Annotated in this window: 24 protein-coding genes; 7 read left to right on the top strand and 17 right to left on the bottom strand. The window is 57.3% G+C overall.

Features of this window, described 5'->3' with window-relative positions; all coding sequences use genetic code 11:
• Positions 1 to 77: 77 nt before the first annotated feature.
• Together CPH17_RS11325 and CPH17_RS11320 are read right to left on the bottom strand one after the other, a co-directional pair.
• A complete protein-coding gene (locus CPH17_RS11325; RefSeq protein WP_096299536.1) occupies positions 78 to 1,052 on the bottom strand; it encodes a helix-turn-helix transcriptional regulator in 975 nt (324 codons plus the stop codon).
• Positions 1,053 to 1,205: 153 nt separating this feature from the next.
• Positions 1,206 to 1,571 (bottom strand): accessory factor UbiK family protein, encoded by a 366-nt coding sequence (locus tag CPH17_RS11320; RefSeq protein ID WP_096299534.1) that lies wholly within the window; start codon positions 1,569 to 1,571, stop codon positions 1,206 to 1,208.
• Between the two features lie 336 nt (positions 1,572 to 1,907).
• On the opposite strand from CPH17_RS11320, the gene CPH17_RS11315 reads away from it, so the two are divergent.
• The 3 genes from CPH17_RS11315 to glnK all read left to right on the top strand — a co-directional run bounded on the left by CPH17_RS11315 (position 1,908) and on the right by glnK (position 4,074).
• Positions 1,908 to 2,246 carry a P-II family nitrogen regulator gene (locus CPH17_RS11315; protein WP_096299532.1) on the top strand — a complete coding sequence of 113 codons (339 nt, stop codon included), beginning with the start codon at positions 1,908 to 1,910 and terminating at the stop codon, positions 2,244 to 2,246.
• A 45-nt stretch (positions 2,247 to 2,291) separates the two neighbouring features.
• The gene (locus CPH17_RS11310; RefSeq protein ID WP_096299530.1) at positions 2,292 to 3,539 is read left to right on the top strand and encodes an ammonium transporter; all 1,248 of its coding nucleotides are present in this window, start codon (positions 2,292 to 2,294) and stop codon (positions 3,537 to 3,539) included.
• A 196-nt stretch (positions 3,540 to 3,735) separates the two neighbouring features.
• Positions 3,736 to 4,074, top strand: coding sequence for a P-II family nitrogen regulator (gene glnK, locus CPH17_RS11305; RefSeq protein WP_066320813.1), 339 nt, complete (start codon positions 3,736 to 3,738; stop codon positions 4,072 to 4,074).
• 96 nt (positions 4,075 to 4,170) lie between these two features.
• Here the strand turns inward: glnK and CPH17_RS11300 are convergent, their stop codons facing one another.
• Complete coding sequence (locus tag CPH17_RS11300) at positions 4,171 to 4,947, bottom strand: ferredoxin--NADP reductase (protein WP_074394813.1); 777 nt, start codon at positions 4,945 to 4,947, stop codon at positions 4,171 to 4,173.
• A gap of 161 nt (positions 4,948 to 5,108) precedes the next feature.
• On the opposite strand from CPH17_RS11300, the gene CPH17_RS11295 reads away from it, so the two are divergent.
• Positions 5,109 to 6,035, top strand: coding sequence for a LysR family transcriptional regulator (locus CPH17_RS11295; RefSeq protein WP_027337177.1), 927 nt, complete (start codon positions 5,109 to 5,111; stop codon positions 6,033 to 6,035).
• Here CPH17_RS11295 and CPH17_RS11290 read toward each other — a convergent pair.
• From CPH17_RS11290 to CPH17_RS11280, 3 genes are all read right to left on the bottom strand, one after another.
• Positions 6,032 to 8,134 carry a methyl-accepting chemotaxis protein gene (locus tag CPH17_RS11290; protein ID WP_096299528.1) on the bottom strand — a complete coding sequence of 701 codons (2,103 nt, stop codon included), beginning with the start codon at positions 8,132 to 8,134 and terminating at the stop codon, positions 6,032 to 6,034. The two genes, CPH17_RS11295 and CPH17_RS11290, sit on opposite strands and share 4 nt — an antisense overlap.
• A gap of 35 nt (positions 8,135 to 8,169) precedes the next feature.
• Positions 8,170 to 10,026, bottom strand: a complete 1,857-nt coding sequence (locus tag CPH17_RS11285; RefSeq protein ID WP_096299526.1) for a methyl-accepting chemotaxis protein — start codon at positions 10,024 to 10,026, stop codon at positions 8,170 to 8,172.
• Between the two features lie 122 nt (positions 10,027 to 10,148).
• A complete protein-coding gene (locus tag CPH17_RS11280; RefSeq protein ID WP_096299524.1) occupies positions 10,149 to 10,580 on the bottom strand; it encodes a host attachment protein in 432 nt (143 codons plus the stop codon).
• A 136-nt stretch (positions 10,581 to 10,716) separates the two neighbouring features.
• On the opposite strand from CPH17_RS11280, the gene CPH17_RS11275 reads away from it, so the two are divergent.
• Positions 10,717 to 11,310 (top strand): histidine phosphatase family protein, encoded by a 594-nt coding sequence (locus CPH17_RS11275; RefSeq protein WP_231898026.1) that lies wholly within the window; start codon positions 10,717 to 10,719, stop codon positions 11,308 to 11,310.
• Here the strand turns inward: CPH17_RS11275 and CPH17_RS11270 are convergent.
• The 7 genes from CPH17_RS11270 to hemE form a co-directional block, all read right to left on the bottom strand.
• The gene (locus CPH17_RS11270; RefSeq protein ID WP_096299522.1) at positions 11,307 to 11,702 is read right to left on the bottom strand and encodes a RidA family protein; all 396 of its coding nucleotides are present in this window, start codon (positions 11,700 to 11,702) and stop codon (positions 11,307 to 11,309) included. The two genes, CPH17_RS11275 and CPH17_RS11270, sit on opposite strands and share 4 nt — an antisense overlap.
• 124 nt (positions 11,703 to 11,826) lie before the next feature.
• Entirely contained in the window at positions 11,827 to 12,588 is a 762-nt protein-coding gene (locus CPH17_RS11265) for an amino acid ABC transporter ATP-binding protein (protein ID WP_269449422.1), read from the bottom strand.
• Between the two features lie 54 nt (positions 12,589 to 12,642).
• Complete coding sequence (locus CPH17_RS11260; RefSeq protein WP_096299520.1) at positions 12,643 to 13,743, bottom strand: amino acid ABC transporter permease; 1,101 nt, start codon at positions 13,741 to 13,743, stop codon at positions 12,643 to 12,645.
• A 15-nt stretch (positions 13,744 to 13,758) separates the two neighbouring features.
• A complete protein-coding gene (locus CPH17_RS11255; protein ID WP_074394820.1) occupies positions 13,759 to 14,949 on the bottom strand; it encodes an amino acid ABC transporter permease in 1,191 nt (396 codons plus the stop codon).
• Between the two features lie 90 nt (positions 14,950 to 15,039).
• Positions 15,040 to 16,065, bottom strand: a complete 1,026-nt coding sequence (locus CPH17_RS11250; protein ID WP_096299518.1) for an amino acid ABC transporter substrate-binding protein — start codon at positions 16,063 to 16,065, stop codon at positions 15,040 to 15,042.
• Between the two features lie 225 nt (positions 16,066 to 16,290).
• Entirely contained in the window at positions 16,291 to 17,157 is an 867-nt protein-coding gene (gene speE / locus CPH17_RS11245) for a polyamine aminopropyltransferase (RefSeq protein ID WP_096299516.1), read from the bottom strand.
• Complete coding sequence (gene hemE, locus CPH17_RS11240; RefSeq protein ID WP_096299514.1) at positions 17,154 to 18,269, bottom strand: uroporphyrinogen decarboxylase; 1,116 nt, start codon at positions 18,267 to 18,269, stop codon at positions 17,154 to 17,156. Before hemE ends, speE begins: the two co-directional genes overlap by 4 nt.
• A gap of 227 nt (positions 18,270 to 18,496) precedes the next feature.
• Between hemE and ribA the strand changes: the two genes are divergently transcribed.
• Positions 18,497 to 19,132, top strand: coding sequence for a GTP cyclohydrolase II (gene ribA / locus CPH17_RS11235; protein ID WP_074394824.1), 636 nt, complete (start codon positions 18,497 to 18,499; stop codon positions 19,130 to 19,132).
• A gap of 46 nt (positions 19,133 to 19,178) precedes the next feature.
• Positions 19,179 to 19,865, top strand: a complete 687-nt coding sequence (gene trhA / locus CPH17_RS11230; RefSeq protein ID WP_231896489.1) for a PAQR family membrane homeostasis protein TrhA — start codon at positions 19,179 to 19,181, stop codon at positions 19,863 to 19,865.
• Positions 19,866 to 19,915: 50 nt separating this feature from the next.
• Here the strand turns inward: trhA and CPH17_RS11225 are convergent, their stop codons facing one another.
• The 4 genes from CPH17_RS11225 to dxs all read right to left on the bottom strand — a co-directional run bounded on the left by CPH17_RS11225 (position 19,916) and on the right by dxs (position 23,829).
• Complete coding sequence (locus tag CPH17_RS11225; RefSeq protein WP_231896490.1) at positions 19,916 to 20,410, bottom strand: metallophosphoesterase family protein; 495 nt, start codon at positions 20,408 to 20,410, stop codon at positions 19,916 to 19,918.
• Complete coding sequence (locus tag CPH17_RS11220) at positions 20,410 to 21,033, bottom strand: glutathione S-transferase family protein (protein WP_074394825.1); 624 nt, start codon at positions 21,031 to 21,033, stop codon at positions 20,410 to 20,412. The genes CPH17_RS11225 and CPH17_RS11220 overlap by 1 nt, the downstream gene beginning before the upstream one ends.
• A gap of 69 nt (positions 21,034 to 21,102) precedes the next feature.
• Positions 21,103 to 21,861, bottom strand: coding sequence for a co-chaperone DjlA (gene djlA / locus CPH17_RS11215; protein ID WP_096299512.1), 759 nt, complete (start codon positions 21,859 to 21,861; stop codon positions 21,103 to 21,105).
• 30 nt (positions 21,862 to 21,891) lie between these two features.
• Positions 21,892 to 23,829, bottom strand: a complete 1,938-nt coding sequence (gene dxs / locus CPH17_RS11210) for a 1-deoxy-D-xylulose-5-phosphate synthase (RefSeq protein WP_074394827.1) — start codon at positions 23,827 to 23,829, stop codon at positions 21,892 to 21,894.
• Positions 23,830 to 23,835: the final 6 nt, after the last annotated feature.

Genomic DNA, 23,835 nt, shown 5'->3' with positions numbered 1-23,835 from the left:
TAATAATGAGAATTATTACTGTTAAATGCAGGGGAAAGGTATGCGGTCTGCCAAATTGGCTATGCGCAACGCCAAATTCATCTGGCGACGCGCTGGGTGGCGACTTCGTTAGGGGCGATACCAAAGCGGCGACGAAAGGCTGTCGCGAAGTTGGTGGCGTGGCGATAGCCGCAGGTATGCGCGACCTGTTGAACGCTCATGCCGCGTTGCAGATCCTGATACGCCTGGGCCAAGCGGCATTGGCGCAAGTGATCAAATATTGAACAGCCGTATCGGGTGCGAAATTTATGACGCAAGCTGCTGGGGCTCATGGCGGCTTCCCGCGCAAGGTCGTTGAGACAATAAGCGCGCGAGGGATAAGCCGCTAACTGAGCGTGAAGAATAGCCAAACGCTGCTCGTCGCGGGCCGAAATGCCGCGCATTGTCTGTGCTGCCAGCGGCTCGGCTGAGTCTTGCTGGCCATGGTGAGGCAGCCCGTCGCCCAACAGTTGCAGTGCTAGCCCCTGCCAAATCAGTGGCTGGCGCCAGTTGGCCAGCGGCTCGGCGGCGGCATGGCGTAATGCCTGAGCCAAGGTCGCCGATAAACGCCAAGGGTATAACCCCGGCGCGGTGGGTAACGGAGGCAGATCCAGCGAGGTGGTCGCGAGCACCGCCACGTTCACCGTATGCAGCCGGGTCTGGGCGGGTTGGAAAACAGTCAGTGGCTGCTGGGGTGTGAAATGGGCGCACATACCGTCGCCCGCGTTAAGTTGAAAGCGCTGAGGACCCAGACGAGCACTGATATGGCCCTCCAGCACGACGCTGATAAACCATGGCGCAGTCTGGCGCGAGGATGAACTGTAGGCGCAGTTCACGCATAAGTCGGAAAGCGTTAAGTGCATTGCCTGAGGGAGCGCAACATCGCGTACGCTGCCGGTTGCCACGCTCGACTCAGCGGGCGCATTGCGCACCCGATATTCGATACCAAAACGCTGGCCTAGCTGGGCAAGTGTCCCCGGCGTTAGCTCGTAAAGCGGTTGGCTGGCCTGAGCGTCTAAGGTGGCGGTGGTCATACGTGCATCACGGTGGCGGTGAAAAACAGCGATGCATCAAAATAGGGCATTGGCGCGATGGTAACTGCGTGAACCCCCTGTGCACCGCTTAAGTCATGGGATGCAAGTTACGTTACCACGCGCGCAACAATAGTCAATGATAGTTATTCGCATTTATTTTGAAGACTTGGGCGAGGTTTTGCCACCCTGTGGGTGCGCATTGCCGTTATCCTTCTGAGGCTCTACCGGCAGCGGCGGTGCTTCGGCTTCTATGGGGGTTGAGGCATCTGCTGCTTGGGCATCCACCGCGGCTTCCAAGCTGGCCACCTGGCGTTCTAGTGCCTCTACCCGCGAGCGGGTGCGCTGCAGTACGTCCATCAAAATATCGAAGTCCTCGCGGGACACCAGCTCCAATCGGTCAAAGGCACCGCGCACGACCTGATGGACACCCTTCTGAATGTCTTCAGGCGCTTGGGAGGCGTTTTGCAAGCGGTCGCCAATTTGCTGGGCGAGTCGGCTAATACGGTCTTGAGGGGCCATGGCTCTACTCCTAAATGTCGGTGTCACGATACGGATGACTGATATTCAGGATACGCAACCCAGGCGGGATTCGCATGTTTCTTACTCCAATTATTCTTGCGTCCTACTTATGCATCAAAGTGGAGCGCTTGCGTTTTGCATGTGTTCAATTTTGGTGCAATACCCGGGTTGGCAGCGCGTGTTGGCGGTGTTATTAGCCGTAGTGCTCTATTTGGTTATATTTAAAATATTGAAATAAATAACAAAAAAAACAGGTGGCACGGTATGCGCATTAGTGGAGCAGGCACTTTTTTCGGGCGGCTGCGCCGCTCCTTAATCCAGCAGGGGAGATTCGGGATGAAACTCATCACCGCCATCATCAAGCCGTTCAAGCTCGACGACGTTCGCGAGGCACTGGCCGACAACGGTGTTCAAGGCATTACCGTCACCGAAGTTAAAGGCTTTGGTCGTCAGAAAGGCCACACCGAGTTATATCGCGGTGCTGAATACGTGGTCGATTTCTTGCCCAAGGTAAAAGTTGAAGTCGCCGTAGATGACGGCCGCCTCGAAGGCGTGCTCGATGCAATTTGCAGCGCGGCTAACAGCGGCAAAATCGGTGACGGCAAGGTATTCGTTACGCCGCTTGAAGACGTTATTCGGATTCGGACGGGTGAACGCGGTGCAGACGCCGTTTAAATCTGGCTTTTCTGATCATTTCTTTAGTTCAACGGGGAACTTACAATGGAAGAGTTGACTGATATTAGCTACGCGCTTGATACGTTTTACTTTCTGATCTGCGGCGTGCTGGTGATGTGGATGGCCGCGGGCTTCTCCATGCTGGAAGCAGGCTTGGTACGCTCTAAAAACACCGCTGAAATTCTAACCAAGAACATTGCGCTGTTTGCGATCGCCTGCACCATGTATCTGCTGGTGGGCTACTACATCATGTACTCCGGCAATGCCGGTGGCTTCCTGCCCAATCTTGGCTTTTTGATCGGCGCTGAAAACAGCGCGGATGCCGTGACGGCCGGTGGCGACGACGCGCCTTACTACTCCATGCGTTCCGACTTCTTCTTCCAGGTGGTGTTCGTGGCGACCGCCATGTCGATTGTGTCGGGTGCCGTGGCTGAGCGTATGAAACTGTGGGCCTTCCTGGCGTTCGCCGTGGTTATGACCGCTGTGATCTACCCGGTATCAGGCTACTGGACCTGGGGTGGCGGCTGGTTATCTGAAGTCGGCTATTTTGACTATGCCGGTTCGGGCATTGTGCACCTTGCCGGTGCGTCTGCGGCGTTAGCGGGTGTTATCGTACTGGGTCCGCGTAAGGGCAAATACGGTAAAGATGGTTCCATCCATGCGATTCCGGGCGCCAACATGCCGCTGGCCACGCTGGGTACCTTTATCCTATGGATGGGCTGGTTCGGCTTTAACGGTGGCTCTGAATTGAAGCTGGCGGCCATCGATTCCGCCAACAACGTTGCCCAGGTGTTCGTGAATACCAACGCCGCGGCCGCGGGTGGTGTGATTGCCGCGCTGATTCTTGCCAAACTGTGGTTCCGTAAAGCCGATCTGACCATGGCGTTGAACGGCGCGCTGGCTGGTTTGGTGGCGATTACCGCTGATCCGCTCTCGCCTTCAGCCCTTGGCGCGACGATTATCGGTGCCATTGGTGGCCTGATTGTAGTTGCCGCCATCGTCACGCTGGATAAATTGAAACTGGACGACCCGGTCGGTGCCATCTCCGTTCACGGTGTCGTAGGTATCTGGGGTGTGTTGGCGGTGCCGCTGAACAATGGCGATGCCTCTTTTGGCTCGCAGCTTATCGGTATCGTAGGGATCTTTGCCTGGGTCTTCATTGCCAGCCTGATCGTATGGCTGATTCTGAAAGCGATCATGGGTATCCGGGTGAGCGAAGAAGACGAATATGAAGGCGTCGACATCGCCGAGTGCGGTCTTGAAGCCTACCCCGAATTCGGTATTAAGAAATAAATGGGCAGCATCAAAACGTAATTCGATGCTAACCAAGTGAGCCCGAGTGCTCGTCTATGGCCTCCCTTCACGGGGAGGCTTTTTTTATTCTCCGCCGGTAGCGGTGTATGCTGATAGCTAACGGATAACGGGCGGGACTTTAGCGCTCGCTATCTTTTTATCTACCACCATGGCTACCCAGCTAGAGGATCTCGCAATGAAACTAATCTCTGCCATTATCAAGCCGTTTAAGCTTGATGACGTGCGCGAATCGCTCTCCGACATTGGCGTACAGGGCATTACCGTTACCGAAGTGAAAGGGTTTGGTCGCCAGAAGGGCCATACCGAGTTATACCGGGGTGCTGAGTATGTGGTCGATTTTCTGCCCAAAGTGAAGCTTGAGGTCGCCGTTGACGATGACATGGTTGAGCAGGTCATCGAAGCCATTACCCAGGTGGCGAATACCGGCAAGATTGGCGATGGCAAGATTTTTGTCATGCCGCTTGAGCAAGTGATTCGTATCCGTACCGGCGAGACCGGTAAAGACGCAGTGTAACCAAAGCCGCGCGCCAGAACACAAAACCCCCGCCAAGCGGTGCTGTTGCGCACCGGTTGGCGGGGGTTTTTAGTGAGTGGCTAAGCGTAGAAAGGATTATTTTTCGACGAAGGCGCGCTCGATGACGTAGTCTCCAGGCTCGCCCATGCGCGGCGAGATATTCAGGCCCAGTTCGTCGAGCAGCGCGCTGGTATCATCCAGCATGGCAGGGCTGCCACAGATCATCGCGCGGTCCTGGCGCGGGTCGATGGGCGGCAGACCGGTGTCTTCAAACAGCTTGCCGGTGCGAATATGGTCGGTCAGGCGGCCCATGGTATGGAAGTCTTCGCGAGTGACGGTTGGGTAGTAAACCAGCTTTTCCGCGATTTCTTCGCCCAGGTACTCGTGGGCGGGTAGTTCTTTAGTGATAAAGTCGGCGTAGGCCAGCTCGGAGACTTCGCGAACGCCGTGTACCAAGACGACTTTTTCAAACCGCTCGTAGACTTCGGGGTCCTGAATCAGGCTCAAGAAGGGCGCAAGGCCGGTGCCGGTCGACAGCATGTAAAGGTTGCGGCCGGGTAGCAGGTCGTCGGTGACCAGCGTGCCGGTCGGCTTGCGGCTGACCATGATCTGGTCGCCGACCTTCAAGTGTTGCAAGCGCGAGGTGAGCGGGCCATCAGGCACTTTAATGCTGAAGAACTCGAGGTGATCCTCGTAGTTGGGGCTGGCAATCGAGTAAGCACGCATCAGTGGTTTACCGTCGACTTCCAGGCCAATCATGACGAACTGTCCAGTTTTGAAGCGCAGGCTGCGTTCCCGGGTAGTGCGGAAGCTGAACAGGGTGTCGTTCCAGTGATGTACGCTGAGCACGTCTTCAAGGGCGAACTTACTCATGCCAATTCCTCCGTCGAGTGACGCCGTCAACGCCACGAATATGCTTAAAAAGAATAAAAAATAGGTATTAAGTTGCCAGCAAGTCTAAGCAAAGGGTGGTATATCTGTTAAGTAAATTATATTGATAACGGATATCTTCAAAATCGATATAGGCGGGTTTCATGCACTATACCCTGCGTCAGTTGGAAGTCTTCGTTGCCGTTGCGCAACACGAAAGCGTGTCCCATGCCGCGCGCTCGCTTGCCATGTCGCAGTCGGCGACCAGCACCGCCCTGGCAGAGCTCGAGCGGCAGTTCGACTGCCAGTTGCTCGACCGCATCGGCAAGCGCCTCAAGCTCAATGCGCTGGGCTTTCAGCTGCTGCCCAAGGCCGTTGGGCTGCTTGACCGCGCCGAGGAGGTGGAGGAGTTACTGCGCGGTCAGCAAGGCGTGGGGTCGCTGGAGGTTGGCGCTACCCTGACCATTGGCAACTATCTGGCAACGCTTCTAATCAGCGATTTTATGCAGCGCTATCCCGGCAGTCGCGTGCGTCTGGCGGTGCGCAATACACGCCATATCATCGAGGGTGTTCGTCAGCACTCGCTGGACCTTGGGTTGATCGAAGGGCCCTGCGATGACGACATGATCATCAGTCAGCCGTGGGTCGAGGACGAACTGTGTGTGTTCTGTTCACCTCGGCACCCGCTGGCGGGCAAGACGCATCTGGAGCTCGAGCAGCTGCTGCGGGAGGACTGGATCATGCGCGAGGAGGGCTCGGGTACGCGGGTGACTCTGGAGCACGCTGCGCGCCATCGCCGCAGTCGCTTCAATACGCTGCTTGAACTTGAGCATACCGAAGGCATTAAGCGCGCGGTGGAGTCAGGATTGGGAATTGGCTGTGTCTCGCGGCTGGCGCTGCGTGATGCGTTCCGGCGGGGCAGCCTGGTACCGCTGCCCACGCCGGAACTGGATCTTAAGCGTCAGTTCACCTTTATCTGGCATCGCCACAAGTACCTCACCACCGGCGTGCGCGAGTTCCTGCGGCTGTGCCGGGAGATGACCGCTGGCGCCAAGCGCAGCGATGACATCCCCCTGCCACCGATCCCTTAACGGCGCGTTTCAGGAGCAGGTAACGCCGACCCGTGACGGTCTGACTCCAGCGTAAACCCACCGACCAGCTCGGCCAGATAGTCGGCCTGGTCTTTCAACTGCTCGGCGGCGGTCGTCGACTCCTCTACCAGCGCCGCGTTCTGCTGGGTCATTTGATCCAGGTCGGTGACCGCAATGCTGACCTGGCTGATGCCATCATTTTGCTCGCCGGCCGCGGTGCTGATATCACCCAGCATCTGAGTGACCCTAGAGACGCTTTCGGCGAGCTCGTGCATGGCCGCCTCGGCGTCGCGCACCATTTGGGTGCCGCTTTCGACCTTCTCGGTTGAGGCATCAATTCGCTGACGGATATCTTTGGCCGCGTCGCTGGCACGTGACGCCAGCTGGCGGACTTCATTGGCCACCACGGCGAAGCCGCGACCCTGTTCGCCCGCCCGGGCCGCTTCCACCGAGGCGTTCAGCGCCAGCAGGTTGGTTTGAAAGGCAATCCCATCGATGACGCTGACGATGTCCTGAATTTCCGACGATGTGGTGCGGATAGCATCCATCGTGGTCACCACCTGTCCGAAGGCCTCGTCGGTGCGTCCTGCCAGCTGTGAGGCGGTTTTGGAAAGGCCGCTGGCTTCCTGCGAAGCACTGGTGGTGTGCGCGACGGTGCTACTGATTTCCTCCATCGCCGAGGATGTCTGCTGCAAACTGGCGGCCGCTTGTTCGGTACGCCGGGAAAGGTCACGGCCGCCTTGGGTGATTTCATTGGCGGCGTGATTGACCGATTCGCTGCTGCGCCGGACATCCAATAAAATGGTCTGGATTTTATCGGCAAAGGCATTGAACTGCTCGGCCACCGCCGCGCTTTCGTCGCGGCCTTGCACCGGCAGGCGTTGGGTTAGGTCGCCGTTGCCCGAGGCGATCGCCTGCATACGGCTGGCAAGGCGCTTCAGTGGACGAGAGATGCTGCTCCCCAGCAGCCAGCTGGCCACCAGGCCCAGAAAGGCGATGATCAACCCCATGCCAATCATGCCGAGTGTCGAGGCCTCGCGCTGGTCTTCCAGCTGTGTCTCCAGGTCATTGAGACCGGCAAGGACGGCGCTTTCAGGCAGTCGGATCATCAGCACCCAGGGGTTACCGCTGTCATCCACCGAGAAGGGCCAATAGAGTTCGGTCATGCCCTGGTCCGTGCTTAGCCTGCGCACCTTCTCCCCTTGCTGCGCCTGGGCGATGCCGGCCTGAAGGTCTTCATCCAGCTCGTTTTCAGCGAGCTTGCCGAGCAGGTCAGGCGCGCTGGTATGGGCGGCCAAAGCTCCGTGAGAGGCGATCAAGGCGATTTCACCCGCGCCGTCGTAGAGCGACTGATTGGCTTCTTCCAGCAGCCCCTGAATGAACTCGACCGACAGGTCGACACCGGCGCTGCCGCGGAATTCACCGTCGACCAGGATGGGCGCATTGAACGACGTGACCAGTAAGGTCTCGCCGTTGTAGTCGTAGAGGTGAGGGTCGACCACACAGGTACGCTTCGTTTCCTTGGGGCACAGATAGTATTCCCCGCGCCGAATGCCATCGGCATCGCGCTCCTGATTTTCCATGTCGCTGCCCAGCGCCAAGACCTCGATATCGCCGCTTTCGGTGCGATACCACCACGGCATAAAGCGACCATCGGGGCCATAACCTTGATCTTCGCGGTCGGTATAACGGGCATCGTTACCAAAGGCGTTGGGCTCCCAGCCGATGAAGGCGTCGAGCAGGTCGGGATTATCCACCACGGTCTGACGCACAAGCCGCGACAGCTCGCGACGGCTCATGGTCATCAACGGCTGACCCTCGCCGTCTTCCTGGCCCAGCATGGCATTGGTGTTCGCCAGGCTTTGGGCAAGCGTGAGGGCGTGCTCGAGCTCGCCCTTGATTTCCTCGGTTTGGGCCGACGCGGTTGCCGCCAGGCGTGCCTCTATGTTTTGTTCGAGCAGCGCTTTCGTCTGATTTTCAACCAGGGCCTGGGAGCGGGCGTTGGCAATCACCGAGTAGATGACCAACGCCGCCACGACCAGCAGGATACAGCCACCGACGAGGGTGGCGATGAGAGTGCGGACAGACTTAAATGTCATTGTTGTTAGTTCTCTCTATGCGCGTGAGCCGCATGCTACGGCTGTGAAACGGAGGTTAGAAGACGGCCACCTTGAGCACCTGAACCACTCGACAGTTTGAATCGGCTGATGGTCTCAGCAAGATGGTCGGCCTGATCCTTGAGCTGTTCAGCGGCGGTGGTCGATTCTTCCACCATGGCCGCGTTTTCCTGGGTCATGCGGTCAAGGTCGGCAACCGCAATGTTTACCTGGCCGATACCGTCGCTCTGCTCGCCGGCAGCGGAGGAAATCTCGCCCAGCACATCGGTCACGCGGGTGATGTGGTTGACGATGTCTGCCATGGTTTCGCCGGCGCTTTGCACCAGTGTGGTGCCGTTGGTGACCTTGCCTTGGGAATCCTCGATCAGGTGCTTGATGTCGTTGGCCGCATCGGTACTGCGTTGGGCCAGCTTACGGACTTCTTCGGCCACCACGGCAAAGCCACGGCCCTGCTCGCCGGCGCGGGCGGCTTCCACCGAGGCATTGAGCGCTAGCAGGTTGGTCTGGAAGGCGATGCTGTCCATCAGAGTGACGATCTCGCCGATCTTGCCTGACGACTCGGCAATATCGTCCATGGTCGAGGTGACCTGGGAGACAACCTCGCCGCCGCGACCGGCAACGTCCGAGGCGGCCTTGGCGAGCTGGTTGGCTTCCTGGGCGGACGATGAGGTGTGCTCGACCGTGCTGGTAATCTCCTCCATAGACGCGGAGGTTTGTTGCAGGCTGGAGGCGGTGTTTTCGGTACGCCGGGATAAGTCCTGGCCGCCGGTGGCAATTTCCGTGGCGGCGTTGTGTACCGCTTCACTGCTGGCGCGCACATCCAGCAGTACCGAGTCCATGGTGGCCACAAAACGGTTAAAGGCGGCGGCAATCTGGGTGATTTCGTCGTTACCCTCTTCCGGTAAGCGCTGGGTCAAATCGCCTTCGCCGGAGGCGATATTGTTCATGGCATCGCGGGCAGAGAGAAGCCGCCGAAGCAGCCATTTGAGTAAAATACTTATCAGAATTGCGGTGACGGCGGCGACAATCAGGAGCGTAATGATCGACGTGCTGGCAATCCCGCGTAGCCCGGCGGTGGCCTCGTGTTCATCCATCGCCACAACCAGTTGCCAATCGCTATCGCCGCCCACCGCGCTGCCCTGCAGCAAGGTCTCACGGTCATCCAGGGCTAGGGACAAGGGGGCATCACTAGCGGTGAGGCGCTGCAAATAGGCGGCATCCAACTGCTCGCTGAGCGCGGTAGAGGGTTCCAGGGTCAGCTCGGCGTTAGGGTGAGCGACCAAGGTGCCGTCGCCGGTGGTTAAAAAGCCAAAACTCGAAGGTGTAGGGGCGATGCTTGCGACAATGTCGATAACGTCTTCAATGCTGATATCAGCGCCCACCACGGCAGCCAGTTCGCCGTTTTGGTAGTAAGGGCGAGCAAAGGTCACAATTAATCCGCCACTTTGCGCGTCCACATAGGGGGCGGTAATGATCGTGTCCTCTGCATCGACAGCTTCCTGGTACCAGGGACGTTGGCGCGGGTCGTAATCACTCGGTGGCTCCCAGCCATCCGAAAAAACAGCGTCAGAGGTCTCGGGGACAGCCATGTAAGCCGAAATGAAGTTGCCAGCGTCTTCCAATTGGCGCAGCGCTGCTAAAGGAGCATCGCTTTCGACCGCCTCTTCCATACTGGCGAGCATGCTGTAGCGGGCGTTAAACCACTCGTCAATTGCCTGGGTATTACCATTGACCACTGCGTTTAGGTTGCGGGTCACCTGTTCGGAGTTGTGGTGCTTGACGGTGATGTAACTGGCAATACCATTGACTACCAGAGCAAGGGTAATCGCCGCTAACGTGGCGAGTAATAGTTTGGCGCGCAGAGATGAAAACATTGATCGCTCTCGGGACTGGATGCATTTCAGGGCGTGGGGGTGGCCCTGTCATTGGGTTGCATTAGCTATCGGCGAGAGCGATCGTTTCTTTAAGTAAGTTAGAGGTGGATGTCGTCGCCGGGTTAGCGCAGGTCGCTCACGGCAGTTTGAATATCTGTTAGCGACGCTTTGCTCAGGTCCTTGGAAAGGGTATGAATCACAAGCTTTTGCGTGGGGCCATCGAGTTTGTCGCGCAGTAGGCCTAAAAATTTGGGTGGAGCGACCATAATGAGCTTCTCTAAGCTGTTATCTACTCGAGCATTATAAAGGTGGTTGGCGACCTGTTTGGCGAACAGTTCGTTTTCATGCTTTGAGGCGGCCCCCTCCTCGCCGGAACTGCGTGCGCTGGTCGAACTTGATTCGTGAACGTCGGCGCCGGGGCGGTCGGTGACCAAATCGCCCTCGTGCAGGCGCCCTTCGGCATGTACCAAGCTTTCCTGCTCGGTGAGTGTTAACGCTTCGCGGGTAAAAATGCGCGCGCGAGCGGCATCAGCGACAACAATATAAGTGGTCATCGTGACGCGTCCTCCTTGTCGTTAGTGGTCACTTAACCATGGCAAGCGTTAAGCGCTAGGTCAAACTTCGAGCACGCTTCTAGACAGGCCTTAGGGCCTTGCCTATGGTGGTGGTCGGCTTTCTCGGAGTTTTGCCATGCCCATATTGTCGCTCGTTGCGCCCCAGCATTGGCGCAATTGCTATCTATTAATGCGCCACGGCCATAGCCAAGCGAATCAGCGGGGCGTGATCGTCAGCTCGCCGGCGCGTGGCGTGGAGGACTTCGGCCTTTCCGACCTTGGCGAGCAACAACTTGCCCAGTTGGTGGCCGATTGGCAGTGGCCAATACCAAATCGCGTGGTGCATTCGGATTTTTTGCGTACGGCGCAAACAGCGGCACGGATTGCGGCGGCGTTTGAGTTAGTACCAAGCGTCGATACGCGCTTACGAGAGCGTTATTTTGGCAAGCTAGAGGGGCAGAGTGACGATCACTATCCCAGCGTATGGGCATTGGACGCCCAAGACGCTGAGCATCAACGCCATCAGGTAGAAGCGGTAAGCGCGGTAGCGACGCGTATGCAAGCGGTGATAGCAGATTGGGAGCAGCAGGTTAGCGGAGAAACCATCGTGTTAGTCAGTCACGGTGATCCGCTGCAAATCCTGCTTACGGCGCTAGCCGGAAAGTCGTTGAGCCAACACCGTGAACAGACCGCCTTGCTACCCGCCAGTATGACGCTGATAGGGCGTTAGGCGCTGCCTTCAGACGGTGGAATCCAGGCAATCATATCGACCTCCACGTCGGCACCACCGGCAAGACCCGTGACGCCAATACAGGTGCGTGTTGGTAACGGTTGGGGGAAGTAGCTGGCATAGACCTTATTGACCTCGTCAAAATGGCCCATGTTGGTAATAAACACGCGGGACTGCACCACGTATTCGAAGCTGCTGCCTACTTCCTCCAGCACAATCGCCAGATTCTGCATCACGCGGTGGGTCTGTTCGGTGAAGGTGCCGAGCAGCATTTCGTTGGTTTCCGGCACCGTCGGCATTTGCCCGGTAATGAACACCAAATCACCCACTCGGCAGGCGTGGGAAAATGGCGCGATAGGCTGGGGCGCACGGTCGATAAATAGCTTTTCCATGGTGTCGCTATCCTTTGTAGATTGTTTTAGCCGCTTGTTTAAAAGCCTTATAAGCACCACGGGCCTCAAGTGAGGCCCATGATATTGTGTTTATCCACAGCTGTTTTGGTGCTGGGGCTGTGGATTAATGCCCGAGGATCTGGCTTAAGAACAGCTGGGTGCGCTCAGACTGCGGGTTATTGAAGAACGGCTCAGGTGCGTTTTCTTCAATGATTTGCCCTTGGTCCATGAAAATCACCCGGTCGGCCACGGTTTTAGCGAAGCCCATTTCGTGAGTGACGCAGAGCATGGTCATGCCTTCCTCGGCCAGCTCCACCATGACATCCAGTACTTCTTTGATCATTTCGGGGTCGAGGGCGGAAGTCGGCTCGTCAAACAGCATCACGTCGGGGTGCATGCACAGCGAGCGGGCAATCGCGACCCGCTGCTGTTGACCGCCGGATAGCTGGCCAGGGTATTTTTTGGCTTGCTCGGCAATGCGTACCCGCTCCAGATACCGCATGGCCTGCTCTTCGGCTTCTTTGCGGGGCTTTTTTTGCACCCACATCGGCGCAACACAGCAGTTTTCCAGCACCGACAGATGGGGGAACAGGTTGAAGTGCTGAAACACCATCCCGACGCTGCGGCGAATCTGCTCAATACGTTTAACATCCTGGGTCAGCGGTACACCGCCCACGGTGATCTCGCCTTTTTGGTGCTCTTCAAGGTGGTTGATACAGCGAATCAGTGTTGATTTACCCGAGCCTGAGGGGCCACACACCACGATACGCTCGCCGCGCTTGACCTCCAGGTAAATGTCACGCAGCACGTGGAAGTCGCCGAACCATTTATTGACGTTATGCATCTCGACCATCAGGTCTGAAGCGTTGGTGGCTGCTTGTGTCATGTTGATATCCTACTCAAAATCAAAAAAAAGCGGCATTAAGCGTTGTGGCTAAGCCTATTGCTTATGACCGGTGTTTAGCTTGCGTTCCAGATACTGGCTGTAGCGCGACATGCTGAAACAGAAAATCCAGAACATAAACGCGGCAAACACATAGCCTTCCAGGGAAAAACCCAACCAACGCGAGTCGGAGAGTGCCGCTTGCACAATCCCCAATAAATCAAACAGCCCAATGATCATCACCAGCGTGGTGTCTTTAAACAGCGAAATGAAGGTGTTGACGATGCCGGGAATCATCATCTTCAGCGCCTGGGGCATGATGATCAGTCCCATGCGTTTCCAGTAGGTCATGCCCAGCGCGGCCGCCGCCTCTTCCTGCCCTTTGGGAATGGCCTGCAAGCCGCCGCGGATCACCTCGGCCATGTAGGCGCTCTGGAAGAGCGTCAAACCGATCAGCGCACGTACTAAGCGGTCGACGCCCATGCCCGAGGGCAAGAATAACGGCAGCATGACCGAGGCCATAAACAGGATAGTGATGAGCGGAACGCCCCGCCAAAATTCGATGAAAATGACACAGAAGCTTTTCACGATAGGCATGGACGAACGCCGTCCCAGGGCGAGCACGATACCGATGGGTAACGCGCCGATCATCCCGATGCTGGCCAGCAGCAGGGTCAGCATCAAGCCCCCCCAGCGGTTGGTGGACACGCGGGGGAGATCGAAATAGCCGCCGTACAACAACACGAAAGCCACGACCGGAAAGGCTACCAGGGCAAAGACCGCTACCCAGCGCTTAAACGGCAGACGGGGAATGGCCATCCAGGCAATCAGTGTAAAGAACATGGCAAAGATGATATTGGCGCGCCAATATTCATCGCTTGGGTAGAGCCCATATATGAACTGGTGGAAGCGGGCGTTAATGAACACCCAGCAGGCGCCAACCCGTGAGCAGTCTTCACGGCTGCTGCCGACCCAATCGGCATCGATAAACGCCCATTGGACAGTCGGTACGACCAGCAGGTAGAGCACAAACAGGCCCAGCAGGGTGAAGAGACTGTTGATTGGGCCATTGAACAGATTGCCGCGAAGCCAAGCAATGGGCCCAATCGTGCCTTTCGGCGCCGGCTGCTCGGGTATCATATCTTTGTTATGAATCATAAGGTTGCCTCCGGCCTAGCGTTCGACTAGCGCAACGCGAGCGTTGAACCAGTTCATGAACATGGACACCAGCAAGCTGATGATCAGATAAACCGCCATGGTCATGGCAATGACCTCGATCGCCTGGCCGGTCTGATTCAGCGTGGTGCCGGCAAATACCGAGACGAGATCGGGATAACCGATGGCGGTGGCCAGCGATGAGTTCTTGATCAGGTTGAGGTACTGGCTGGTGAGTGGTGGAATAATCACTCGCATGGCCTGGGGAATTACTATCAGGCGCAGCACCAGCTTACGCGGCAGGCTGAGCGCCTGGGCAGCTTCCGTCTGGCCATGGGGAATCGCCTGAATACCGGAGCGCACTATCTCGGCGATAAACGAGGCGGTATAAATGGTCAGGGCCAGCCAAAGGGCGAGGAACTCAGGAATTACCGTGATGCCGCCGCGGAAATTAAACCCCGTCATTTCAGGCAGTTCCCAGGTAACCGGGACGCCGGTGACCAACAATACCAGCAGCGGAAAACCGAAAATTAGTGCCGGAACAATCCAGCCCACAGGTAAACGTTGTCCTGTTGCTTCGTGCCGCCGCTTATTCCAAACCACCAGCGCGATACTGGCGACGATGGCCACCACAAAGGCGGCCGGTATCAGCCCAAACCCCGACTCAAATAGCGGTTCGGGGATGTATAGGCCGCGCACGTTGAGAAAGAAGGCTTCACCAAAGGTCAGGCTCTCGCGGGCGTTGGGTAGGGCGCGCAGAACGGCGAAGTACCAGAAGAAAATCTGCAACAGCAGCGGGATATTGCGGAACGTCTCGATATAGGCGTTGGCCAGGCGCGCCAGCAGCCAGTTGGGCGAAAGGCGCGCAATGCCGACAATAAAGCCGACAATGGTAGCGGCCAATACCCCCAACCCACCCACCATCAGCGTATTGAGCAGGCCAATGACAAAGGTTCGGCCGTAGGTGCTGTCTTTGGAGTATTCGATTAAGGTTTGGCCAATACCAAACCCTGCGGTTCGCTCAAGAAAACCGAACCCGGTCCTGATACCGCGTTCGGATAGGTTTTCCTGAACATTACCGATAATAAATAACAGGAAAGCCGCAACGGCTGCGACGACCAAGAGTTGAAAAATAAGCGCGCGCTTTGCGCGGTCTCGCCAAAACGGCGGCTTTTGGCCTGCCGGGCGAGCATTAGGTCTTACCGACATGGGTGGCGTCTCCGCGATACGGAAGGTCAATCAGAAGGCCCGCCTATACCTTTGAAACAAGGAATGGCGGGCCGGGGTCAAGCGAGACGCTTAGCGAATCGGCGGTGCGTACTGAATGCCGCCTTCGGTCCAGAGCTCGTTAATACCGCGCTCAATTTCCAGCGGTGAGTCCTTGCCCACGTTGCGATCAAAGCTTTCGCCGTAGTTACCCACTTGGCTGATGATTTGGTAAGCCCAGTCGGCGTCTAGGTCCATTTCTTCGCCGTAGTTGCCATCTTCACCTAGCAGTCGGGCGATGTTGGGGTCTTCAGATTCCAGCATGTCGTCAACGTTTTCGCTGTCCACGCCGTACTCTTCAGCGTTCATCATGGCGAATAGCGACCATTTGACGATGTTGAACCACTTGTCATCGCCTTGGCGAACCACAGGTCCGAGCGGCTCTTTGGAAATGACGTCGGAGAGAATCTCTGAACCCTCAGGGTCGTCAAGTTGAATACGCAGAGCAGCAAGCTGAGAGGTGTCAGATGTCAATACGTCACAACGGCCGGCTTCGTAACCGCCAACGGTTTGCTCAGAGGTATCAAAAACGATTGGGTCGAATTCCATATCGTTGGCGCTAAAGTAGTCGGCCAGGTTCAATTCGGTAGTGGTACCCGACTGGATACAGATTGACGCGCCGTCGAGCTCGTCAACGCTGGAAACGTCCAGGTCTTTGGACACCATGAAGCCTTGGCCGTCATAGAAGGTAACGCCGGTGAAGTTGAGACCCAGCGTTGTATCACGGGTAGTGGTCCAGGTGGTGTTACGCGACAGCACATCTACTTCGCCGGACTGCAGTGCTGTGAAGCGCTCAACTGCATTCAATGAAATGTAGTTGACCGCTTCCGAGTCACCCAGAACGGCAGCGGCTACTGCACGGCAAACATCAACGTCAATGCCTTCCCAGTTACCATCGTCGTCAGGTGCAGAAAAGCCGGGTAGGCCATCGCTGACGCCACACTGCACTTCACCACGTTCGATGGTATCTTCCAGCGTATCGGCTTGAGCCGTCGCCATGCCAGCCAGTGTCAGCGAGCCAGCCGATGCCAATAGCGCCAGGTGTTTTTTCTTCAACATGTAGGTTCCCTCGAATTATTTGAAATCGTTATCCATGCCGTAGCATGTATTTAACCTAGCAAGGAAGATGCCAACAGGGGTACTAGCGGTAATTCAGCGCTTTTCAACGCTAATCAACGAATTCGAGACGAACGTCTAGGTGCAAAAATTACGACTATCTACTTTGCCTGCACCGTTGTGGCGCAGGCAAAGAGAACGATAGTCTAAAACGGGTGTTTGCCGGGGTTATTCAGCTGCGAAAGACTTGCGCATGAAAGGCGGTAAGGAAAGCGCCCCGCGGTGGGCCTCCACCGTATAGTATTCAAGCGGCATGTCGTGGTGGGCCGCTTCTTGTTCGCGGAAGTTTTCAACGTTGGTGGCTTTGCCCGCCAGCGTCACACTCCACCAACCCGACGGATAAACCGGCTGTGGGAAGGGTAGCGTCGCCACGCTCTCAAAACCCGCTTCGCGCATATCGTGGCGTAGTTCGCGAATAATTGAGCCGCTGTGGTAAAGCGGCGATTCGCTTTGCTGTACCATGACGCCGCCATTTTTGAGGATGCGGTGGCAGCGCTTCAGGAAGTCGGTTTTAAACAGCCCTTCGGCGGGCCCCACGGGGTCAGTCGAGTCGATGATCAGCACATCGATGCTCTCATCGGGTGCATCGTCCACCCACTTGACGCCATCATCGAATAGCAACTCGGCACGGGGGTCGTTATTGGACGCCACCAGTGCGGGGAAAAATCGCTCTGAGGCTTTGGTGACCTCTTCGTCGATATCAATTTGGGTGACATGCTCAACGCCTGGGTGACGCAGCACTTCTTTCAGCGTGCCGCAGTCGCCGCCGCCAATAATCACCACCCGCTTGGGATTCTGATGAGTAAATAGCGCTGGGTGAGCAATCATCTCGTGATAGAGAAAGTTGTCGCGATCGGTCAGCATCACGCAGCCGTCCAGCACCAACAGGTTGCCGTAGGTCTCGGTGGCGTAGACTTCCAGGTGCTGGTAAGGGCTTTGCACATCGTGCAGCTTTTCAGAAATCTTCAGCGAGAAAGCGCTGCCGTGGCTATCGAATACCTCGGTAAACCACGAGGTGTCGGGACGTTCGATCATGACGGGGCTCCTGGGCACGTGTCGTTCGGTTGAGTGGCAATGCCCTGATGATATTGGGGGCTAAGATCGTGCAGCGCCTCCATAAAGGCGGTGACGTGGTCAGGATTTGTGAACTGGCTGATACCGTGGCCCAGGTTAAAAATATGACCGGGGCCGTGGCCATAGCTTTCCAGCACGCGGGCCACTTCGGCGCGTATAGCGGAAGGCCGGGCGAACAGCACATTGGGGTCCAGATTGCCCTGCAGGGCAACTTTATGGCCAACGCGAGCCCGGGCATCGGAAAGCTCGGTGGACCAATCGATACCCAAGGCATCGGCACCGGCGCAGGCGATGTGTTCAAGCCATTGGCCGCCGTTTTTGGTGAAGAGAATGACCGGTACCTGGCGTCCGTCGTGCTCGCGAATCAAGCCAGAAACAATTTGCTCCATATAGCGCAGCGAGAACTCAAGGTAAGCCGGGGTAGACAGCGCGCCGCCCCAGGTATCAAAAATCTGTACCGCCTGGGCGCCCGCACGAATCTGCGCGTTGAGGTAGTCGGTTACCGCCTGGGCCAGCGTATCCAGCAGCTGGTGCATGGTGTCCGGCGTGTCATAGAGCATGGTTTTCAGGTGGCGGAAATCTTTACTCGAACCGCCCTCGACCATGTAGGTGGCGAGTGTCCAGGGGCTGCCGGAAAAACCAATTAACGGCATGCGACCGTTCAGTTCACGGCGAATGGTCGAGACCGCGCGCATGACGTAATCTAGGTCGCGCTCGGCGTCGGGGACGCTCAGCGCGGCCACCTCTTCTAGGGTACGCACGGTTTTTCTGAATTTGGGGCCTTCGCCAGTTTCGAAATAAAGCCCCAGGCCCATGGCATCGGGGATCGTCAGAATATCCGAAAATAAAATAGCGGCATCCAGAGGATAGCGCTCAAGAGGCTGCAGCGTGACCTCGCACGCCAGATCATGGTTGCGACACAGATCCATAAAACTGCCAGCATCGGCGCGTTTGGCACGGTATTCCGGCAGGTAGCGGCCTGCTTGGCGCATCATCCACACCGGAGTGCGGTCAACGGGCTGGCGAGCCAGCGCACGAAGAAAACGGTCGTTTTGCAAAGGTGTGGGGGTCATAAACACTTGCTCTTGAGAAATTTGCCCGCATTGTAGAGGAGCTATTGTACTGGAAGATAGACCGCCTGGCGGCGCGACGCGTGGCAAAAATTGTCGCACCGCGCCGATTTTCTCAATGCTTTGCGGCCAACCTAGCCGTGAGCAGACCGCCGCTTCCTGTTAAACTATCAGCTCATTTTGCCAACACTGGTAGGGGTAACCGGTTTGGTTAATTAGCGAGGTAACCTGTGACCATTCGCTTCATTGCCGCTTCGCGGCTGCCCACGCCCTGGGCGACATTCACCATGCATGGTTTCGAAGATGAAGCCACGGGGAAAGATCATATCGCCTTAACGTTGGGTGATGTGACCGGAGAAGAACCTGTGTTGGGGCGTGTGCATTCGGAGTGTTTGACTGGCGACGCGCTGTTCTCAATGCGCTGCGACTGCGGCTACCAGCTACAAGAAGCGCTGAAGCGAATTGCGGAAGAAGGGCGTGGCGTCTTGCTGTATCTGCGCCAAGAAGGGCGCGGCATTGGTTTATTGAACAAGATTCGCGCCTATCACCTGCAAGACCACGGGGCTGACACCGTCGAGGCCAACGAACAGCTGGGCTTTGGTGCCGATATGCGCCGCTACGACCTATGCGTGCCGATGCTCGACCATCTGGGTGTCAGTGCGCTCAAGCTGATGACCAACAATCCGCGCAAAGTCGATGCCCTGACCCGTGACGGGGTGAGTGTGGTTGAACGCCTGCCCATTACCACCGGTCTTAACCCCCATAACGAACAGTATCTCTCCACCAAAGCAGGCAAGCTTGGCCACATGATGCTGCTGGATGACTTCACCCAGGCCAGCGACGTGGATATTGAGCGCAAGGAATGATAGCGAAGGACGATCTTGAGCTGGTGTTGGACGTTTGGAGTGTCCTATGACCGACCCAATGCATGAGACACATGAGTCGCTCTGTGAATTCAGTCATTTAGAGGAGCGTCTGCATAGCATCACCCACGGCATCGGCGCTGTGCTTAGCTTGGTGGGGATGGCCGTGCTGCTGATAGCGGCGAGCTTCGCAGTCCAGATCGATCCGTGGAAGATCACCAGTTTGAGCTTATATGGCACCACGTTGGTACTGCTGTATACCGCCTCGGCCCTCTACCACACCATTTCTCATCGGCGATGGAAGCAGCGTTTTCAATCTCTTGACCACTGCGCCATTTATCTGCTCATTGCCGGGACTTACACACCGTTTCTGCTCGTCAATATGCGTGGCCCTATAGGCTGGGCCCTATTTGCCGCCGTATGGTCACTGGCGCTGGTGGGTATTGCTTGCAAACTGCGCTGGCCCCAGCGCTTTGCGGTATTACGCGTGGCGATTTATCTGCTCATGGGCTGGATGATTGTACTGGCGTCAGGGGATTTGTCGGCTAATTTATCGTCGACCGGCATAACGCTGTTGGCCGCTGGAGGCATCACCTACACACTGGGGGTTATCTTCTACGCCGTGCGTGCCATCCCCTATAATCACGCCATTTGGCATCTGTTTGTTATCGGCGGAAGCGTTTGCCATTACTTTGCCGTTTATAATGCCGTGCTGCCCCACCCCGCAGTCACCTAAGCGCTTAGCTGCCTCTTTTTCAGGGCGATGACGCGCGATGATGCGTAGCGTCATAGCGATAAATGCATGATCGCGCCACGCAGCTCACGATGGTCTACCCATAGCTTGCCTAAGGTAATAGGGAGCTTGAAACGGCGCTTTCCGGCAGCGCCAGGGTTGAAGAGCAGTTTTCCGGCCTTCCATTCGTTGCGGGGTTTGTGGGAGTGTCCGTGCAGTACAGCGTCGCAAGGCGTCGCCGGGTCAAAATCCTCCAATCGATGAACAAGATGCAGGTGCCGGTCATTAACAATAATGTCTTGATGGACCGGCAGCCTCGTCGACCACGACGCCGTATCGATATTACCCCGCACGCAGTGAACCGGCGCCAGTTTTTCCAGACGCTGTAAAATAGCGCTATCAGCTTCTTTGTTGCCCACATCCCCAAGATGTAGGATTAGCCCGCTCCCCTGCAGCAACACAAGCGCCTCATCGCGCAGTAGCCCGTGGGTATCGGCAATCACACCAATGGGAGAAGCGATGCTGTAATGCAGGGTCGTCGCGCTCACTAACGCTCAGCCGCCGCTTTTTCACGCGCAATGGCGCGTGCCATCGCGGGACGCTGGGCATGGCGTTCGCGGTAGGCGATAAACGGCTCGGGTAGGCGATGTTTCATGCTGGAAGCCCAGCTTAATGTGTGGGTCAGAAACAGATCCGCCAGCGTAAAGGTATTGCCCACTAGCGTTTCCTGGCCCTGATAGCGGCGCTCCAGCGCTTGCAGCGCACGCTGAAATTCCCAAGCGCAGGTGGGTAAAATGGCCGGGATGCGTTTATCCTGAGGCAAGGCAAACTGATGTTTGGCCTGGTTCCACAAGGGCTGTTCCAGTTCGGTGACGATAAAGCTCAGCCATTGCTCTACCTGCGCCCGCTTAATGGCCTCATGAGGCATTAAATGGCCATCGTCATATTGATCGGCCAAATAGCGGCAAATCGGTGCTGACTCAAACAGCTTAACGTCACCATCTTCCAATACCGGCACCTTGCCATCTGGGTGGCGCGCTAAGTGCTCTGGCGTTTGGCCTTCGCCTTTATCCAGCGCCACGTGCTGGCAGCGGTACTCCAGGCCCAGTTCTTCAAGCGTCCAGGTGGCTCGCAGCGAGCGTGACTGGGGAAAACTGTACAGCGTAATCATGATAGCGGGCGCTCCGGTAAATTAAGGTGCCTTCAATTTAGCGGTTGCTCGGCTAGCTGTCACTTAGGATTATTCACGCGCTTTTTGGATACGTTCATAAGCGTTACTGATCTCGCTAGTGCGCGCCTGGGCCACTTCGCGCATGCTTTCAGGTAGCCCTTTACCGGCCAGCTTATCCGGGTGATTTTGGCTCATCAGACGGCGATAGGCTTTCTTGATCTCGGCATCACTGGCGTCTTCCGACACGCCCAGTACCCGGTAAGCGTCTTTAAGCGCTTCTTCACTGGCGCCCTGGGAGTTAGCGGCAGCACCGTGCAGCATGGCTTCGATTTGTTGGACCTCGGCCTCGCTACAGCCCACGCCGCGGGCGACGCGCAGAATCATTTCGTGCTCGGCAGGGTGCAACACGCCGTCTGCGGCAATTGCCGAAAGCTGCACCTGCAGAAATACCTGGCGCATGACGGGCTGGTGCCGGGTGAGGTGGTTCACGCTGGCAAGCTCAGCGTTTAGGTCGAAGTCGTCGGCGCGGCCACGCTCAAAGGCGGCGCGTGCCTTGGCGCGATGCTCGCCCTGCAGGTGCATTTCGTCGAAGAGTTTCTCGGCAACGCCAAGTTCGCCGTCGGTGACTTTGCCGTCGGCTTGGCACAGGCAACCCATTACCTTAAAAATCGATTCCAAAAAGCCTTCTTGAATGCGTGTGCGCGCCAGGCCTAAGCGGCGACTGATACGCGTACTCAGCCACCAGCCTAGGCCGCCGCCGACTAGCAGGCCAACGGGGCCGCCAGCAGCAAGGCCGATCAGCGCAAATACAATAATCAGAAATAACATGGCAGTCTCTAGCGTTGAGGAAAATAAAGCTTACGGCAGCCGGGCGCGAATCGCACGTTCGATGCCCTCGGCATCCAGGCCGCAGTCGTGGAGCAGCTCGGCGGGCGTGCCGTGTTCCACAAACTCATCGGGTAGACCGAGGTTAAGCACCTCGATTTGAACGCCCTCGGCATGCAGCAGTTCATTCACGGCGCTGCCAGCCCCACCGGCGATAACGTTTTCTTCCAGCGTGACCAGCAGTTCGTGCTCGTCGGCGGCGTGGAGCACCGCATCACGGTCCAGCGGCTTGATGGAGCGCATATTGATGTGGGTGGCATCAAGCGTCTCGGCGACCGCAGCAGCGGCACTGTTAACGCTGCCAAACGCCAATAGCGCGATGCGAACGCCGTCGCCTGAAGCTTCACGGCGTACCTCGGCTTGGCCAATCGGTAGCGCGTCCAGGTGCTCGGGAATCGCCACGCCGGGGCCGGTTCCGCGGGGGTAGCGCACGGCCGCTGGGCCTTTGTGGTGGTAAGCGGCGCTCAACATTGCTCGGCACTCGGCTTCGTCGGCCGGGGCCAGAATCACCATGCCCGGTACGCAACGCAGAAAGGAAAGATCCATGCTGCCGTGGTGGGTGGGGCCGTCTTCGCCTACTAGCCCCGCGCGATCGATAGCAAAGGTGACGTCAAGCGCCTGCACCGCCACGTCATGAATCAGTTGGTCGTAGCCGCGCTGTAGAAAGGTGGAGTAAATCGCCACCACGGGCTTCATCCCTTCGCAGGCCATGCCCGCCGCCAGCGTCACCGCGTGCTGCTCGGCAATCGCGACATCGAAATAGCGTTCTGGATATTCCTTGGAGAAGCGAATCAGGTCGGAGCCTTCGCGCATCGCCGGGGTAATTCCCATCAGGCGAGCATCCGCAGCGGCCATATCGCACAGCCAGTCGCCGAACACGTTGCAGTATTTTTTCTTGGCCACGGTTTTGGCCGTATGGTTCGGGGCTACGGGTGCGGCAGTGGGTTTTTGATGCACTGGCGCGCTGGGTTTCTCCAGCTTGGTGATGGCGTGGTAGCCAATCTGGTCGGCTTCGGCAGGCAAAAAGCCCTTGCCCTTGACGGTTTTGATATGCAGAAACTGCGGGCCGTCCAGGTCGCGCAGGTTGTCTAGCGTCTCGGTGAGCGCGTCAAGATCATGACCGTCGATGGGGCCGACATAGTGAAACCCCATCTCTTCAAACAGCGTGGCAGGGCTGACCATGCCTTTCATATGCTCTTCAGTGCGCCGCGCTAATTCCAGGGCGCCAGGCAGGTGAGAAAGCACCTTTTTGCCTTCTTCACGCATCTTCAAATAGGGCTTGCTGGAGAGCACACGGGCCAAGTAGGTCGCCATGCCGCCAACGTTTTCGGAAATCGACATTTCGTTGTCGTTGAGGATGACCAGCAGTTTGGCATCCACGTGGCCCGCGTGGGCGAGGGCTTCAAACGCCATGCCCGCGCTGAGTGCGCCGTCACCGATAATCGCGCACACGCGGCGTGGCACTTTCTGTGCCTGGGCGGCCAGCGCCATGCCCAACGCCGCTGAAATAGAGGTGCTGGAGTGGCCCACGCCGAAGGTGTCGTAGCCAGACTCGGCGCGGCGTGGAAAAGCCGCAAGGCCGCCATGTTGGCGAATGCTCAGCATGGCGTCCCGCCGCCCGGTGAGAATTTTGTGCGGGTACGCTTGGTGGCCGACGTCCCAGACTAAACGGTCTTCGGGTGTGTCGAACGCGTGGTGCAGCGCTACGCTCAGCTCAACCACGCCCAGGCCTGCGCCAAAATGGCCGCCGGAAACGCCCACGCTGTAAAGCAGGTAGGCGCGCAGCTCATCCGCTAGTTGGGCAAGTTGCTTAGCGTTCATGGCCCGCAGGGCAGCGGGGTGATCAAAGGTGTCGAGCAGCGGCGTCGCCGGGCGCTCGCGGGGTATTTCGTCGAACAGCTTCATGGGCATGTTTTC

This window comes from Halomonas sp. hl-4 (assembly GCF_900215475.1).
GTDB lineage: Bacteria > Pseudomonadota > Gammaproteobacteria > Pseudomonadales > Halomonadaceae > Vreelandella.
The sequence above is the reverse complement of the archived record's forward strand: the minus strand, read 5'-3'. Positions and strand labels throughout refer to the sequence as shown.

Coding starts and splice junctions, on each gene's coding strand:
- CPH17_RS11325 (WP_096299536.1), bottom strand. CDS start 1,052: ATGACCACCGCCACCTTAGACGCTCAGGCCAGCCAACCGCTTTACGAG.
- CPH17_RS11320 (WP_096299534.1), bottom strand. CDS start 1,571: ATGGCCCCTCAAGACCGTATTAGCCGACTCGCCCAGCAAATTGGCGAC.
- CPH17_RS11315 (WP_096299532.1), top strand. CDS start 1,908: ATGAAACTCATCACCGCCATCATCAAGCCGTTCAAGCTCGACGACGTT.
- CPH17_RS11310 (WP_096299530.1), top strand. CDS start 2,292: ATGGAAGAGTTGACTGATATTAGCTACGCGCTTGATACGTTTTACTTT.
- glnK (WP_066320813.1), top strand. CDS start 3,736: ATGAAACTAATCTCTGCCATTATCAAGCCGTTTAAGCTTGATGACGTG.
- CPH17_RS11300 (WP_074394813.1), bottom strand. CDS start 4,947: ATGAGTAAGTTCGCCCTTGAAGACGTGCTCAGCGTACATCACTGGAAC.
- CPH17_RS11295 (WP_027337177.1), top strand. CDS start 5,109: ATGCACTATACCCTGCGTCAGTTGGAAGTCTTCGTTGCCGTTGCGCAA.
- CPH17_RS11290 (WP_096299528.1), bottom strand. CDS start 8,134: ATGACATTTAAGTCTGTCCGCACTCTCATCGCCACCCTCGTCGGTGGC.
- CPH17_RS11285 (WP_096299526.1), bottom strand. CDS start 10,026: ATGTTTTCATCTCTGCGCGCCAAACTATTACTCGCCACGTTAGCGGCG.
- CPH17_RS11280 (WP_096299524.1), bottom strand. CDS start 10,580: ATGACCACTTATATTGTTGTCGCTGATGCCGCTCGCGCGCGCATTTTT.
- CPH17_RS11275 (WP_231898026.1), top strand. CDS start 10,717: ATGCCCATATTGTCGCTCGTTGCGCCCCAGCATTGGCGCAATTGCTAT.
- CPH17_RS11270 (WP_096299522.1), bottom strand. CDS start 11,702: ATGGAAAAGCTATTTATCGACCGTGCGCCCCAGCCTATCGCGCCATTT.
- CPH17_RS11265 (WP_269449422.1), bottom strand. CDS start 12,588: ATGACACAAGCAGCCACCAACGCTTCAGACCTGATGGTCGAGATGCAT.
- CPH17_RS11260 (WP_096299520.1), bottom strand. CDS start 13,743: ATGATTCATAACAAAGATATGATACCCGAGCAGCCGGCGCCGAAAGGC.
- CPH17_RS11255 (WP_074394820.1), bottom strand. CDS start 14,949: ATGTCGGTAAGACCTAATGCTCGCCCGGCAGGCCAAAAGCCGCCGTTT.
- CPH17_RS11250 (WP_096299518.1), bottom strand. CDS start 16,065: ATGTTGAAGAAAAAACACCTGGCGCTATTGGCATCGGCTGGCTCGCTG.
- speE (WP_096299516.1), bottom strand. CDS start 17,157: ATGATCGAACGTCCCGACACCTCGTGGTTTACCGAGGTATTCGATAGC.
- hemE (WP_096299514.1), bottom strand. CDS start 18,269: ATGACCCCCACACCTTTGCAAAACGACCGTTTTCTTCGTGCGCTGGCT.
- trhA (WP_231896489.1), top strand. CDS start 19,179: ATGACCGACCCAATGCATGAGACACATGAGTCGCTCTGTGAATTCAGT.
- CPH17_RS11220 (WP_074394825.1), bottom strand. CDS start 21,033: ATGATTACGCTGTACAGTTTTCCCCAGTCACGCTCGCTGCGAGCCACC.
- djlA (WP_096299512.1), bottom strand. CDS start 21,861: ATGTTATTTCTGATTATTGTATTTGCGCTGATCGGCCTTGCTGCTGGC.
- dxs (WP_074394827.1), bottom strand. CDS start 23,829: ATGCCCATGAAGCTGTTCGACGAAATACCCCGCGAGCGCCCGGCGACG.